This window comes from Pseudotamlana agarivorans, assembly GCF_001642835.1.
In the GTDB taxonomy this organism is placed as follows: domain Bacteria; phylum Bacteroidota; class Bacteroidia; order Flavobacteriales; family Flavobacteriaceae; genus Pseudotamlana; species Pseudotamlana agarivorans.
The window spans coordinates 574795-591455 of the sequence record NZ_LXEI01000002.1 but is presented as its reverse complement, the minus strand read 5'-3'; the positions used below and the strand labels follow the sequence as shown (position 1 = coordinate 591455).

At 36.8% G+C, this 16661-nt stretch carries 10 protein-coding genes; 5 read left to right on the top strand and 5 right to left on the bottom strand.

Annotation, left to right across the window (positions count from 1 at the left end):
- The first annotated feature begins 6 nt into the window (after window positions 1–6).
- From A6I66_RS05715 to A6I66_RS16725, 3 genes are all read left to right on the top strand, one after another.
- Window positions 7–789, top strand: a complete 783-nt coding sequence (locus tag A6I66_RS05715; RefSeq protein WP_067146491.1) for an enoyl-CoA hydratase/isomerase family protein — start codon at window positions 7–9, stop codon at window positions 787–789.
- 19 nt (window positions 790–808) lie between these two features.
- On the top strand, window positions 809–2260 hold the full coding sequence (locus tag A6I66_RS05710; RefSeq protein ID WP_067146489.1) for an aldehyde dehydrogenase family protein: 1452 nt from the start codon (window positions 809–811) through the stop codon (window positions 2258–2260).
- A 108-nt stretch (window positions 2261–2368) separates the two neighbouring features.
- Window positions 2369–3622: an Ig-like domain-containing protein gene (locus tag A6I66_RS16725; RefSeq protein ID WP_067146486.1), complete on the top strand. Its 1254-nt coding sequence runs from the start codon at window positions 2369–2371 to the stop codon at window positions 3620–3622.
- A 107-nt stretch (window positions 3623–3729) separates the two neighbouring features.
- On the opposite strand, the gene A6I66_RS05700 is transcribed toward A6I66_RS16725, so the two are convergent.
- On the bottom strand, window positions 3730–4836 hold the full coding sequence (locus A6I66_RS05700) for an MBL fold metallo-hydrolase (RefSeq protein ID WP_245683432.1): 1107 nt from the start codon (window positions 4834–4836) through the stop codon (window positions 3730–3732).
- A 224-nt stretch (window positions 4837–5060) separates the two neighbouring features.
- Between A6I66_RS05700 and A6I66_RS05695 the strand changes: the two genes are divergently transcribed.
- The gene (locus A6I66_RS05695; protein ID WP_067146484.1) at window positions 5061–5966 is read left to right on the top strand and encodes a phosphatase domain-containing protein; all 906 of its coding nucleotides are present in this window, start codon (window positions 5061–5063) and stop codon (window positions 5964–5966) included.
- Window positions 5963–6859, top strand: coding sequence for a diacylglycerol/lipid kinase family protein (locus A6I66_RS05690; RefSeq protein WP_067146483.1), 897 nt, complete (start codon window positions 5963–5965; stop codon window positions 6857–6859). Before A6I66_RS05695 ends, A6I66_RS05690 begins: the two co-directional genes overlap by 4 nt.
- A 52-nt stretch (window positions 6860–6911) precedes the next feature.
- Here the strand turns inward: A6I66_RS05690 and A6I66_RS05685 are convergent, their stop codons facing one another.
- From A6I66_RS05685 to A6I66_RS05670, 4 genes are all read right to left on the bottom strand, one after another.
- The gene (locus A6I66_RS05685) at window positions 6912–10034 is read right to left on the bottom strand and encodes an FG-GAP-like repeat-containing protein (protein WP_067146481.1); all 3123 of its coding nucleotides are present in this window, start codon (window positions 10032–10034) and stop codon (window positions 6912–6914) included.
- A 205-nt stretch (window positions 10035–10239) separates the two neighbouring features.
- A complete protein-coding gene (locus A6I66_RS05680) occupies window positions 10240–11799 on the bottom strand; it encodes a hypothetical protein (protein ID WP_067146479.1) in 1560 nt (519 codons plus the stop codon).
- 13 nt (window positions 11800–11812) lie between these two features.
- Window positions 11813–13552 (bottom strand): RagB/SusD family nutrient uptake outer membrane protein, encoded by a 1740-nt coding sequence (locus A6I66_RS05675; RefSeq protein ID WP_067146477.1) that lies wholly within the window; start codon window positions 13550–13552, stop codon window positions 11813–11815.
- A 20-nt stretch (window positions 13553–13572) separates the two neighbouring features.
- Window positions 13573–16647 carry a SusC/RagA family TonB-linked outer membrane protein gene (locus A6I66_RS05670; protein ID WP_067146475.1) on the bottom strand — a complete coding sequence of 1025 codons (3075 nt, stop codon included), beginning with the start codon at window positions 16645–16647 and terminating at the stop codon, window positions 13573–13575.
- Window positions 16648–16661: the final 14 nt, after the last annotated feature.

Sequence of the window (16661 nt, the reverse complement as noted above, 5' to 3'; positions counted from 1 at the left end):
AATTTTATGAGTGATTTATCAACCAACATACTAGTCAAAAAAGAAGTAGGCGTTGCTACCATTAGCTTAAACAGGCCTAAAGCGAATAGTTATTTCAAAGACTTTTTAGAATTAATTAGTCAAGCTGTAAAAGAAGCTAGCGCAGACGATTCCATCAAAATTATTTTAATCAATAGCACTTTCGAAAAGTTTTTCTGTGCTGGTGCTGATATTAAAATCTTCAGTAGCAATACCACCGAGCAAAATGCCGAAATGGTAAAAGCAGCTCGCGAAGTTTCCGAAGCGATTACCTCAAGCAGTAAAATTGTTATTGCGGCCGTTAGCGGTCATGTTTTAGGCGGCGGATTAGAAATGATTATGGCTTGCGACATCCGTCTTGCTTCCGAAGGCAACTATTTAATTGGCTTACCCGAAGTTAAACTAGGCTTAATGCCTGGAAACGGCGGTACACCAAGACTCATCGATTTAATTGGAGCAAGCCGAGCCATGGAATTGTTGGTAACCGGACATAACATATCACCACAAAAAGCTTATGATTATGGCCTATTTAATCAATTATACCCTGCAGATGCCTTCGAATTAAGCGTAACACATTATGTAAATGAGTTAGCGCAAGGCGCAGGACAAGCCATGGCGGCCATTAAACATTATGTCCAAAAACATAAAGGCATGAACTTACAAGAATCGTTAGATTACGAAACCACATCGGTTAACGCCTTGTACGATACGCATGATGCCAAAGAAGGCTTTTTAGCCTTTGTAGAAAAGCGTACACCAAAATTTAATTAACTAATAAAACATACTAATAATGGCAAAAGAAATTAAACATTACCCCTGTTTCATCAATGGTGAGTGGTTAGATTCCTCAAAAAGAGCACTTATTGAAGTAGAAAACCCTGCTAACAATGACGTTTTTGCAACGGTTACTGCATGTACCAAAGAAGATGTGCAATATGCCTTAGAAACCTCAGAAAAAGCGCAATTTGGATGGCAATTAACACCTGCTCAAACGAGAGCCAATTATATTTATGCCATTTGCGATCGTTTGAAAGCGGAACGGGAACATTTCGCCAAATTATTAGTTATGGAGCAAGGAAAAACCTATGCTGAAGCGCTTGGTGAAGTTGATGACACGATTCGCTATATGACCTATTCCGCGGAAGCGGGACGACGTATTCAAGGGGCCATTTTTCCAACTGAAAATGCCAACGAGCGTTTGGAAATCCATAAAGTTCCCTACGGCGTTACCGTGGCATTGTGTGCCTTTAATTATCCTTTAGCATTAATCGGACGAAAATTAGGTCCGGCTCTGGTTACAGGAAATACCATTATTTTAAAACCACATGAACTAACGCCTGTTACCGCTTCAGAATTTTGCCGATTGGTAGAAGACGCTGGCCTACCTAAAGGCGTTGTTAATATGGTAGCGACACAAAATGCACAAACCGCTTCTTTATTAGTTGAAAGTCCGATTACCAAATTAATCAGTTTGACTGGCAGTACTAATGCGGGACGCGCCATGTATCGCGCTGCTGCGGATAACATTACAGGTTTAATTTTAGAATTGGGTGGTAAAGCGCCATTTATTGTTTTAGATGATGCGGATATCGATAAGGCTGTTGAAGCTGCGGCCATTTCTAGATATGCCAACTGCGGACAAGTATGTATTTGCAATGAAATGGTGATGGTTGACGAAAAAATAGCTGATGAATTTACCGAAAAACTCATTAAACGTGTGGCACAAATTAAAACAGGTAACCCATTTGATGCTTCGGTAAATATGGGCCCCAATGTAAGTTCGCAAGGCTTAGCCCGTGTGCAAGATTTAGTAAATCAAGATATTGGCAATGGCGCCGAACTGGTTATGGGAGGCGGCCGACCAGATGGTGCTGAATTTGAAAAAGGCAACTGGTTTGCTCCAACCATTCTTACCAATGTTAAAAATGGCGATGCCACAACAAAACACGAATTGTTTGCGCCTGTTTTGCCCATCATTAAAGTAAATGGTTTTGATGAAGCTATGGCTTATTCGAATGCCAGAGAAGAAGGTTTATCGGCATACTTATTCACCAATAATTACAAAATTCATCAAAAAGCCATTGATCAATTACAGGTGGGAACAATTTTCATCAACAAACAAATTGTTGGCTATATACAAGGGTATCATTCGGGGCATAAAACCTCGGGAATTGGTGGTGAAGATGGTATTTATGGTATAGAACATCATTTACAAAAACGTACGGTTTATTTGGAGTATTAGTACTAAAATTAAAATCTAGACCTTTCAGGTTTTAAAAAACAGAAAGGTCTTACATATCAAAATTTGTGAGTCCATCACATATAATAAATAACTATAAAAAAGAAAAACATGACTTATAAACAATCTATTTTAACTCTACTCCTTCTCCCCGCATTTCTAACCAATTGCGGCTGTTCATCAGATTCAGAAAAAGACACATCTAACGGGTCTAAACCTGCAGCTGTAAATGATGTTTTAGAAGTTGAAGAAAACAGTACTTCAGGAACCACCAACCAAATTGATGTATCTAAAAATGATACTGTTGAAGATTTAGATTCGGCTACTTTCAGTCTCATTTCACAAGCCAACAACGGAACAGTAAACGAAATTGATGAAGGTGTGTTTGAATACATTCCTAATGAAAATTACACAGGAACCGACAGCTTCGACTATAAACTTACAGACGATCAAGGCAACAGTGATGAAGCGACCGTTAATGTAACAGTAACCCCTTGGGTACCTAGCGCCGAAGATTTCGAAAATATAGACCCGAACTACCCATCCTTTGTCTCGGTTAGAAACACCACGCCAGAAAATAAAAAATGGGTGAAATTAGAAGCCATGTCTGATGAGTTTGACGCTTGGAACAGCTCAAAATGGTTTAAGTCCAATTGGCATTATGGAGTACCTGTTTTTATGTCGACTTCTAATAATAACTCGGGGGTTAGCAACGGTAATTTATGGATTAAAGCCACTTTAAACGAAAACAACCCTGACGATCGTTGGTTCCAGACCGCTAGAATCCATTCCAGAGCTAAAACCTCTTACCCCATGTATACCGAAGCACGCATTAAAGCCGCGCATATTTCGGCATACAACACCTATTGGTTAAACAATGGCGATATTAATAATAGAGATGAAATCGATATCATTGAAAACAACTCTAAACCGTCTTGTAATTGTCAGCCAGATTTCCCAAATCAGATGAATTCGCAATATTTTCAAGCTGATGACAGCAAAACGCCACAAACTATAAGAAATTATGGAAACTTTTTAAGATCGGATTTAGCTCCTACGAATCCGTTGCGCAATGTTGGCTGGAATGAAGATTACCACACTTTTGGCGTATGGTGGCAAGATTCAAAGCACATTCAGTTTTATTTAAATGGACAACCAGCAGGAAGCGTTGTAGTTGGTGAAGACCGAAATGGAAACACCTACTCCGAGCGTGAATTCACAAGAGAATTAGAAATTATTTTCGATTTATGGACCAATGCTGCCGATTACTTAGGAGGACTTCCTCCAAAAAGTGATTTAAACGATAATAGCATCAATACCATGTACATTGATTGGGTACGTACTTGGACCTTAGAAGACGAATAGCATTTGCTACTTTATTTTAACACTTGATTATACCTTAGCCCTTTCAGAACTAAACAGCTGAAAGGGCTTTTTAATGGCCAAAAGGAAAGAGCTCCATCATCATTATATTAGAAATTCCACCACGATTTAAAGGTTTGAATACTATCGGTTAAATTAACCTGCTGCCCTATTAATGGCGTTATCACTCTTATGTTTTTGCTTTTAGCGGCTTCAACCATTTTTTCTAAAGGTTCATTCCAAGCATGATTTGCTAAAGTAAATTTAGCCGCATGCACAGGTAGAATGGATTTAGCTTGCAAATCGGTAGCGGCTACTAACTGTTCCCCTGGTAGCATATGAATGTATTTCCAATTTTTATCATACTGTCCGTTTTCTAAAATTGCCAAATCGAATGGTCCGTACTGTTCTCCTATGGTTTTAAAATGCGTATCATAACCACTATCCCCTCCTATATAAATATTAGTACTAGGCGTTTTAAGTACGAAGGAAGCCCATAGAGTTTGAGCCCTTTTTAGGCCTCTTCCCGAAAAATGCCGTGCTGGGGTCATGTAAATTTCAAAACCGTTTTCGTTTCCAACCAAGTCATTCCAATCACCTTCTACAATAATTTCTGGTTTATACCCCCAATGTTCTAAATGAGCACCATTACCAAGACCAGTAATCACCGTCTTAATTTTTGGTTGTAATTGTTTTAACGTTCTATAATCCATATGATCCCAATGATCGTGTGACAGGAATAAGTAATCAATATCAGGGATATCTTCAGCAGTATACACATCGGTTCCTTTATAAGCTTTAGTCGTGAACGACAAAGGCGAAGCATTGCCACTAAACACAGGATCTATCAGGATTTTTATACCATCAATTTGAATAAAATAAGACGAATGTCCCATCCAAATTAAAACAGCTTCATCCGCATTTAGCGATTTTAAATCCGTTTTCACTGAAGGAACTTCTAGAGGCTCTTTAGGTTTTGATGAAAACAAAAACTCCGATAACACCGTGCTGTAACGTACGCCTTCTGTAAGCATTGGGGTGTCATTTAAATTTTGAAAACTACCATTTTTGTAATTTGGTGACTGTTTTATTCTAGCTAAACGTTCTCCGGAAGGGTGTTTACCGAAGCGTTCGGTATTAAGAAACCATAGGGTTCCTATGCCTATGGTGATGGCTACAAGTAATGCTCCAGTCATGATGTTTTTTATTAAACGCATGTTATTAAATATAACGACAAAGATAAGTTTAAAAGCACATCTAGTTTGATACAGATTTTCAAAAGATGTATACTTTTTGGCTGCACCCAAAAATTTTATGTAATAGAAGTCAACGATGACATCTAGATAACACAAGCCTAAATTATTATTCGTATATTTCTATAAAGTTAATCACATTGAGCAAAAATACCACCCCCATAATTTGGCAATTAAACCTTATAGAAATGCCAACCAACATCACGTTGGTTCAAGGCATAATTTTAAAACATAACACCTTAAACATCAATAAAAGCACCAGCGTATTAAAACATTTAATGTATGTATTAAAAGCATATACATTAAAGCCCATTAAACACACGAACCTTAATATTTTTAGTAACAATAAGCTTTATTCTTGTAGTACCGATAATACAGGAGCCTTTACAGCTAGCATCAACACGCCTTTAAAAGATTTTGACATTTATATTTCCGGAAATAAAACGCCATTAAAAACAGTTCAATCTTACCCTACTCATTTCCAGCATAAAGACTACAAAATTAATGTCATTTCCGATATTGATGACACCATACTTGTTTCATATACTGCCAAAATTGCGAAAAGGATAAAAACGCTTTTATTGACACATCCTTCAAAAAGAAAAACAATCGCATATACCAAATCCTTGATTGATTTCTTTAGTAAAAATGATATCGGTATTTACTATTTATCGAAAAGTGAGAGCAATTTTTTTCAGCTACTAACACATTTTATAACACATCATAATTTACCGAAAGGACCGCTTTTATTGACACCATTTTTAAACTTCAAACAGTTATTAATGAGTTCAAAAAACAAAGCCTATAAAATAACGCATTTACGATTAATTTTTAAGAATAGTCCAAACCAAAGATTTGCTCTGATAGGAGATGATAGTCAAAAAGATTTAGAAGTGTATTACCAAATAGCGAAGGAATATCCAGAACAGGTTTTAAAAATATACATCCGAATTACCAATGATCACATTAATAAAAAACAAAATGATATTAGAAATAAATATCAGAACTTACAGGTTCCTGTAACTTACTTTAAAACTCAAGACGAGATTGATTTAGACAACGAATTACAACAACTAATACAAAATTTACCATGAAACTATTAATCGTTTTAAATCCTATTTCTGGAAATATTGATAAGAAAAGCTTTATAAAAAAAGTAAAGGATACATGTAAATATTATGGTATTTCCTATAAAATTTTTAAAACGACAGGGCATGATGACTTAAATCAAATTATTGAAACGCTTAAAACATTTAATCCTGATAGAGTTGCCTCTATAGGCGGAGATGGCACAACACTACTAACTGCACTTAGCATACTAAACACCGAAATTCCGATGGGTATCGTCCCGCTTGGTTCAGCTAATGGCATGGCGGAAGAGTTAGCTATAAACAGCACACCTATTGAAGCCTTTAAAGATCTTTTAACGACTCAAATAACTGGCAAACTTGATATTATTGAAGTAAACAACAAGCACTACTCCATTCACATTGGAGATGTCGGACTCAATGCACAAATTGTAGCCAACTATGAAGCCGATGAACAAAGAGGCATGATCACCTATGCAAAATACTTTTTTGACTCTTTAAAAAACACTGAACCTTTTTCTATAGAAGTACATGCCAACGGAAAAACAATTAAACGAGAAATCGTCATGGTTGCCATTTGCAATGCTAGAAAGTATGGCACTGGAGTTCCCTTAAATCTGCATGGCAGTCCTATGGATGGTAAATTTGAACTTGTTTTAATTAGTAACATTAATGTAAACAGCATTATAAGAGCTGGCCTTTCTAAATTTGATGAGAATTTTTACGCAAATAACAACGTAGAAATTATTTCCACACAACAAGCTCAATTACAATTTGAAAAAGCCCTAAAGTTACAATTAGACGGTGAAGTGATTGGTAGTTTTAAACATTTAGAAATCAACATCCTTGAAGGTGCCGTCAATTTATTGACCACCGCAAACAACCCGTATCTAAAGTAATTCCATGGCTTTTTCTTTTTTTCTTTAATAAATAATCGAATTCGTATTTAGATTATTCAATCTCTAAGGGATACAACTCGTCACTATACATTTTACCATCACTCGCCGTAAAAGTGGCTCTAATCATATAAAATTGGCCTTCAGGTAAATTTTTAGTAGGAACCATGTCTTTTAAAGAAAACGTTTTAACCGTAGTTCCTGATGTTTTATACAAGGCTGTTCCATCAACTAAAACTGTGTCTTTAATAGGCATCCATTGGTTTTTAAAGTGCCTAAACCATACACGAACACCACCCTCGTCGGCATTAATAACTTGATGTTTTGAACCTGCATGATAGTTCACCTTCACTTGTATTTGGTTACCTGTTTTTAGCTTCTGCAAAGCCTTTTTATTTATGATTTCAATGTTAGGTTTCACCAACGGTTTCACAGTCAGTTGGACTTGTTTTGAAAGTTTGGGGTTATCTTTTAAAGCCACTTTAATAGTGGTGGTTCCTGCATTCTCCATAAAGAGCATGCCTGTATTTGAAACACGAGCAACTTTAGGATGCGTACTTGTCCAAACCAATTCTTGATTGTCGGCTAACTGCGGAGCCACTTTAGCTATAATTTGTAAACTATCTTTTTCATACAGGTCATCCTTTATAGGGTTCAGAATAATATTTTCCGCTGAAATGGGTTCATATTTCACAATCTCAAAGGTGGATTCAGTTTGCTTGTTGTTGGCAACGCTAGTAGCTGAAATTGTTGCTTTCTCTCCTACCTGGCCTACAGCTTTCAGCATGCCGTTTTTATGCACTTTTAAAATATTTTCATCACTTGATGCCCAAAGCACTTCTTGCTCGGCATTTTTAGGCGTAAGTTCTACATCTAAAGACATGGTAGTACCTTTTCTAATCTGTTTAGAAGTAGCTAAAAGGCTTACGTTTTCAGGATCTAAGGCATCGGTATCTAGAATCGTATTCGCTTTTTTATCATTAAAAACAACCGTTTCGCCATTTCGCCATTTTACTGTTACCTTCTTAATATGATCTTCTGTACCTAAGCCAAAATGAACATTATTCAGTAAACTTTGTGAAAATACTTCGCCCGAAGAACCTACACGTTTGTGGTAAATATGTTTTTCGGTTTCTAGTGTGACTTGTGCAGACATCGCATCGATGTGCGAATTTGGTGCATAGCCCACGCGAACTATAGCGTAATGACCCTGGTTTTGGGTATTCTGTTTATAAAGATACCATTGCCCTCCTTCACTGCCACTTAAAATATCCAAGTGCCCGTCTAAATCGAAATCAAAGGCTTGCCCCATATCTCCATTACCAACATCTCCAACGGCATTAGCACCATGCATGGTTGTGGTTTCAAAACTATGATTTCCTGTATTTAACAACATATAATCTGAAGTTCTTTTTCCGATGAATCCCCAACGGTAAACGAATAAATCTTGATGACCATCGTTATTAAAATCACCAGTAGTTACTCCCAATGAATTGCTTCCTTCGGGTAAATTCCATGCCTTTGAAACATCGACAAATTGGCCATTTTCATTTTTCAAGAGCACATCTTGTACGTTTCGGTTTTGTGGTTCAAATTCTGGCGTTACGCTCGTTACACCGCTTAAACTAAAACGGTATGCCCAAAATAAGTCGCCATTACGTACCAAAGCCGCTTTCCATTTATTTTCTCCTATAGCGCCAAAATACAAGCCATCTTCAGAGGTATCTTCTGGCCAACCTGCCGCAGTATTTTTATCGAAGCTAAAATCGTCACCAGAAGCAATTTCATGTCTTACTTTATTTTCTCCTAGAAAAATAGGATAGGTTGTTCCGCGGTAATTCCCTTGGGCTAAATAGTAGTAATTTGTTAGGTTAATGGTATGATCGCCTTCAAATTCAAAGGCATCAACACCTTTATACCCACGAGTTTTAATAGCCATTTCTTTATGAACAGGATCGCTATCTAAGAATGGAGGCTCGCCTTTTCCTCCTTCAACCGACATGCCTCTGGCCAAGTACAAATCTAAATCGCCATCATTGTCAATATCGATATCGGTGACCGCCATAACCTGTTCGTATTGCGGTAAATCATTAAGCATGGTGTTGGTGACATCGGTAAATGTAAAATCGCCGTTACCTTTCCAAATCGACATAGGTCCGTATAGAATAATATCATCAATACCATCGGCATTAATATCAGTCACTAAGGCACGAGAAGGATGTGCATCTTGAATCCCTTCAACCGATTTAAACTTAAAGGTACCATCACCTAAATTTTCATAAAAAAAGTGCTGTGGTTTTTCCTTCTTTAAACCTTCTTCATTGACTAACATAAAATCTAAATCACCATCCATATCGAAATCTCCCCAACGGGCACCACGACCACGAGCTCCGCGTGAAATGCCTACATCACCAGTATAACGAATAAATTTCCCGTTATCATTTTTATAAAAATTAGCACGAGAAGGTGCTGTACCATTACCACCACCTTGGGTAAGAATTAAATCGAGGTCACCATCATTGTCATAATCGCCTAATGCCGTACCATGTAAATCGTGCATAAACCATCGGGCTAAATCCTGATGATGTTTCGTAACTGTACCGTCACCATTATTCCAATACAGTTTACTGGTTTCTTCATTATGGTTATTAACTATAAAATCGTAGTAGCCATCCTGATTGATATCGGCAACCGTTGGTCCGCCATATTTAATAGAGTTGACTTTGTCGAGACCTGCAGAAACACTAATATCCTCAAATTGCGGTATAGATAACGTGTTTTGATCTTCCAATTCCACTTTGTTTAAGGTGATATCGGCATCTCGTACTTCTATTTTCAATTGTGTTTGCCCTAAAGCGGGGAAACTAACCAATGCATTTACCGTTTGCTTTCCTCTTTTAGGAATATTAAGATTCTCAATCAACAAATGATCATTGGCATATAAACTTAAACTGGCATAATGAGCAGGATTATCCAAATAAAAATAGACCTTCTTCACCACAGTCCCCGAAAGTTCTGTTTGAAATTCTAAATGATTTAAACTCGTAATGTCTGTTGCATTTGAAAAAATAACTACCTGATTCTTTTTTGAATCGTCTTGACAGGATTCTGCAATAAATAACGTTATTAATACAACAAAACAGTCTACTAATATGGATTTAATGGATTTAAAGGTCATAAAAATGAAGATGTTAAAAATTATTCTGGCTTATACGCACGAATCCAATCTACTTTCATAATGGTTAATATTACGGTAGTTAAGGTAGGATCGGTTAAGAAATGATGAAATCATCACTCTGAATGTTCATCAAAATACAATTGAAAAAAAACTCCAAAACGTTTTAAGGCTTTGGAGTTTTAACAAACTAAACTAAACAAATATATTAAGGACGTAAGTTAGCCTCTATCAAGGTTAAATTATCCAAATATAATTTCATTACATCCGCATTCGATTGGTTATTCACACGTATATTAAGATTTGTCGGTCCTGATGCAGAAAAAGTTACAATTTGTGAACTGTACACCCACTCACCAATTTTGAAATTGGTATTAATTTCAGGGTTTGGTCCTATACCCCAGTTAGTTGCAGGTGCCCAGTATAAACGAACATCTGGTGGATTAGCGGTTGCTGCATAGTTAGTAGGTGTTTCTACGTACACCCAAACACCTAACTCATAAGTCTTACCAGCTTCTACATTAAAAGCAACTGGAACACCAGAATTATCTACGTGACCCATAATCATTCCGCTGTTTGGTATCATTTCTACATATCCAGATTTAGTCCCATCGTATGCTCGAGCCGAACTTACTCTAAAAGAAAAGTCATCCCAAGGTGCTCCCCACCCTAGATCTTTCCAATTGGTATCTAAAGAGTTTTCAAAACCGAAATCAAAGCTTCCGTTATCTAATATGTTGTTTCCAACAAACACCAATGGTACATCAGAAAAAGAATCGGCAGCAACAAAGTCCAATGTTGCTAAACTTCCAGCAGTATAAGATACGGTAACCGTATCATCATTATAAGCCGTTTCATTTAATAAACTTAATAAAATACGATTTCCTTCAACTGGATCAACCATTGCAGATTCGATCATTGGGTTTAATACCATTCCGGCATTTTCAATAGTTACTGAAAAATCGGCAGCATTAAGCGTCGCCGGATCCATTTCACGACTAAATTCTAAGGCTATATAATCTTGATAATTATAAACCGCATCTAAATCTACAGGATCGGTAGAAGCAACAACTTCCACAAAGTCAGTAAAACCAACCATGGCTTCACCAAAAGGACGGCTTCTTTCTCCCTTTAACTCAAAATCGAAAATTCCCATTTTACGATACTTGATATCAACAGTTTCTGTATTTTCAACAGACGAAGGCGTTCCTTCTTCAAAGGTCCAGGTTGTTTTTTCAGGTGCCCCTACAACGCTATACGAATAACGAATTGAGCGACTAGCTTCAAGTATATTTTTAGCACCATCAGCCATGTTTAAAGCAGCACCTAGCGTACCATCTGGATTAATATAATTAGCCTTTACTGAAAGGCTTATTGGCTCAAGAACTGTAACAACGATTACCGTATCTAGCTCTTTCCCTTGTAATTGCTCATCTACATAAGCATCACTTTTAAACGTTTGGTTTAATGTAACATCATATACACCTGCTTTATTAAAGTAGGCCTTAACGATATCTTCTGAAGTTTCAGATCCTTGAACATTGGTAATATTTTCAGGAAAGGTCCATTTTCTGGAGACAATTCCTGGAGACACATCACCAAAAGTTATATAATTACCAACCTCAATAGTGTTTTCAAAGTCCATCTGACTGGTATAAATAACACGGTGACTTGGTTCATGTAATTCTAGGTCATTATCACTGTCGCAGGCCGTAAAACTTAAAGCGGCAATGCACAGGAATTTAAATATATTTTTATAGATTTTCATTGCTTTTCTTTTTTTAGTTGTTTAACGCTCCGTTGGTTTGCTGCTCTGTAACCGGAATAGGTAAATAATCGTGAGTTGCAGATTGGTAGTTTACACTAGACAGATTGAAATCTGGACGCACACGCTCTTTAATATAAAGTGGTGGCACACCATCACCAGCAATATTTAAAATATCTTGGTTGTTTTGTCTCCAAACTTCATCGGCACGTAAATCATCGAACACTTCTTGAACAATTCCCCAACGCACTAAATCTTTCCAACGGTGTCCTTCAAAAGCTAATTCTAACGGACGCTCTACTTTACGAATATGAGTTAATACATTCTCAGGTGTAGCAGAAACTAGAGGTTGTGTACCATGCACTTGCTTACTGATGTGTAATTGTGGAAACATACCACCGTTATCATTCATGTACTGAGAAAGCGTTTTAACCCCTGCTCTAGCACGAATCATGTCGATATACTTAATAGCTTCTGCTGCATTTCCAGCACTTTCAATCACAGCTTCAGCATACATTAAATAAACATCGGCTAAACGAATATGACGGAAATTAATTCCAGAACGGTTATTCGCATCTTCTTGTGTCCAGTGGTACCAATTCGTGTGCTTTTTTATGTAAGCACTTTGACCGAAGGCCCAACCACCACGCTCACCTATTGGTAATTGGTAATACTCGGTTTCTCCATCTATTGGCACGATACTAGCACTTAACCTTTTAGACTGTTGGTTACCATCATTAACGTTATTTGTAGGATCTATCTCATCACTTGTATAGAGTTCATGTAAATAATAACTTGGAAGTAAGGTATTAAATGCTCCAAAGTTTAACTGACCAAATGCCGTTGCCAACGTTGTAGCTTCTGAACCGGTTTGGTTAATTGAATTAGAATTAATGTCATCTACAGCTTCACCATGAGCTCCTGGATTAATTTCTGAATTGTAAGCTACTTCAAAAATAGACTCTTCATTATATTCATTTTCCGCAGTAAAATTATCCATAATATCAGCCGTTAAATCATAAACACCTGAATCGATAACTTGTTTAAATAATGATGCTGCTTCTGTGAAGTCTTCTTGGTATAGGTAAACTTTCCCCAATAAACTTTTTGCCGCTCCTTGAGTAATTCGCCCGATGTCATCAGAATTCCAATTAACAGGTAAGTTAGACACTGCAAACTCTAAATCTGGAATAATCATGGTATTCGTCACTTCCTCTTTGGTACTAAACGGTACATCAAAATCCTCACGAGTTTCTGGAACATTATCTCTAATTACAGCACCACCATAAGTATGAGCTAACTGAAAGTAGTAAAACGCTCTTAAAAAACGAGCTTGTGCTTCTATACTTTCACGCTCACCTGTACCAAAAGTTGCTTCAGTTGTTTGTAAATTTTGAATAACTTGATTGGCTCTAAAAACACCAATGTATAATTCGTTCCACTTATCGGTTACATAATAAAAACCATCGTTATAAGTTAAGTTTCTAAAAGCAAATGGTCTGTACCATGATTCGGTTCCACCGATATCACCCATAGCCATTTCATAAATTAAACCACCACCACTTACACTTTGAAACTGTAATGCTGCATACACCGTATTTAATCCAGTTTGAAATTGATTCGATGTTTTCCAAAACGTATCGGTTGTAATGGTATTCGGGTTTTGTTGATCTAAAAAAGATTCTTCATCACACCCTACAAGCAAAAAGAAGCTAGCTAGAGTTATCGATATATATTTATTAATTTTATTTTTCATTTTTTAACTGCTTTTCGGGTTTAGAAATTAAATTGTACTCCTAGGATAAATCTTCGTGCAACTGGATAATTACCTCGATCTACACCTCTAGTAAATAGTCCATCACCCCCAATTTCAGGATCGTAACCTGTATAATTGGTAAAGGTGAAAGGGTTCATGGCAGTAAAGTAAATTCTTGCGCGGTTAAGAACAGAGTTATCCACTAATGGAATGGTATAACCTAAAGTTAAGTTTCTAATTCTTAAATAAGTTCCGTCTTCTAAGAAGTAATCCGATCTTGCTCTTACGTTGTTATGGTAAGCACTTTGTCTAAACGTCGCTACATCTGAAGTTGGATTTTGTGGTGTCCACATATAATATTGTTCTTCATGTCTTCCTTGAGAATAACCGAATAAACGAGCACCATTAAAGATTTCTGCTCCATGTGAGTAATAAGTTTGAGCGTAAAAATCGAAACCTTTATATTCAAGATTTAAGTTAAATCCAGCTTCAAAATCGGCTTGACCAGAACCTGAATAAACGCGATCATTATCATTAATTACACCATTTCCATCTTCATCAATATACATGGCGTCACCAAGTTGCGCGCTAGGATCTATTTTCTTGTATTCATCTAACTGATCTTGTGTTTTAATGATGCCATCATGTTGCACTAAAAAGAAAGAACCAGCTTCGTAACCTGTAGCTAAGAAAGTCGTGTAATCAATATTTTCACCTAAAGAAACAATAGGACGACCATTACCGTAACCACGTTCTACACCGTTAAGGTTAGTCACTTCATTTTTGTTTTTAGTAAAAGTACCAGCTAAGCTATACGATAGGCCACCCGAAGTAACACCCTTGTACGTCATTGCTAATTCAACACCACGGTTAACCATGTCACCTGCATTCGTTACACGTACATCGTAAACTCCTGCGGCTCTAGGATGCCAAGTACCTGAAGATGGTGCTATACGCTCTGCCAATAGCATATCTTCCTTATTAATTTCATAGAAATCGGCAGTAAAGGTTAAACGATTTTTAAATAAACCTAAGTCTAAACCAATATTCTTAGAAATCGTTGTTTCCCATTTAATGTTAGGATCTGCAAAACGACGTTGAATCGCTCCTGAGCCCATGGCTTCATTAGGTCCAAAAAGGTAATTAACACCACTCTCAATTTGACCTGCATAAGAATAAGGAGGAATGTTTTGGTTACCTACCTCTGCCCAACTCGCTCTAAGTTTTAAATTAGAAATAGCATCAACTTTAAAAAAGTCTTCTTCACTGATGTTCCATCCTGCAGATATACCTATAAAATCACCATATCTATAGGCCTCACCAAAATTAGAAGAACCATCGCGTCTATAACTTGCAGAGAATAAATAACGCTCATCATAATTATATTGTAAACGTACCAATTTACCTGAAAGGTTATTTACATAATCGAAACTTGATGGTTTAATCGCTTCTGTCCCTGCGCCTAAAACTTTAGTATCGTTACTTAATAATCCAATAACTCCTGTACTTAATTGCTTAGACTCAAAATTCTCATAAGAAAGCACTCCTAACAAGTTAAAGTTATGATTTCCAAAACTCTTGTTGTATTTAATTAAGTTTTCGATAACTCTACGTTCTGTGAAAGTAAAGTCTTCATTCAGTATAGCATCTTCTCTTGAGGCTGTAGGGTTATAATCTCCCTGATAATCGTATACTAAATATTGCGGTCTAAAAAACTTACGACGGTAATCCCAAGTATTTCTACCTAAGTTTAATTGATAGCTTAAACCATCTAAAAATTCATACTGTAAATTAACCGCTACATTCGTACTATTAGAAACACGATCGTCTTCATTTTGAAGCTCTCTAGACAGGTAACTATATAAAATAGCATTACGAACTGGTATTTCTACACTATTTTCACCATTGCTTTTTAATTGATTAATACTTGGTTGCCATGGTCTTTGGGCAATAGAATTCTCGTATAAAGCCCAAGGCTCTTGTTCCCTGCTTTCATTTGTTAAACCAATACTAGCAAAAGCTTTAAACTTACCCTTTGTAAACTCCCCTGTTAAACGTGTACTTAAACGATCGAAACCTGAGTTTATTAAAACACCATCTTGGTTAAAATAATTGGTACTTAAATTCAAGGTTAAGTTCTCAGTACCTCCTGAGATTCCTAAATTGTAATTTTGAATACCAGCATTATTTTTTTGTACATCGCCCACAAAATCCGTATCATAATCTAAGGCATCAGGATTAAAGAAAAACACTAATGGGTCTCTACCTAATGCTTCTAACGTCACTTCTTCCGCATATAACTGCTGATTGGTATTCATTAAAGGCGTACCAGATGTAATGTTTTGCACCCCACCATAAGTACTAAAGTTCACACTAAAATTCCCTTTTGTTCCCTTTTTAGTAGTAATAAGGATAACACCATTGGAAGCACGTGTACCATATACAGCCGCTGCCGCACCATCTTTAAGAATGTCAACCTTTTCAATCTGTTCGGTAGGAATGTTCGGGTTACTTTGAAAAGGAACACCATCTACAACATATAACGGTTCTGCACCACCTGAAGTCAGCGATCCTAAACCTCTAATTTGGATGTTAGCAGCTTCACCAGGACGTCCACTACTTGATTGTACATTAACCCCTGCTATTTGCCCTTGGATCGATTCTCCTAAATCGGCCACCGGAGCTTTAGCAATAATTTCTGAGTCTACAAGTCCAACTGCTCCTGTTACTTCCTTCTTTTTCTGAGTTCCATAACCTACTACAACAACTTCTTCAAGACTTTGAAGATCTTCTTGTAAGGAAATTTTGTATCTCTTTTGATCGGTGATTACCACTTCCTGAGTTTGGTAACCTAAAAAAGTAAAGATTAAGGCATTTCCCGAACTTGCTTCAATCGAAAATTCACCATCAAAATCTGTTACTGTTCCAACCGTTGTTCCTTTTATTACAATTGCAACTCCCGGCAACGGAATACCGTTTTCATCCACAACTGCACCTCCAACGGTGTTTTGTGCATAAGCATTTGTAATCGTTAGCAATAGAAAAGAACAAACCAATAAAAATTTGTTCCTCCATAATTTCAATTTTTGTTTCATACTTAAATAATTAG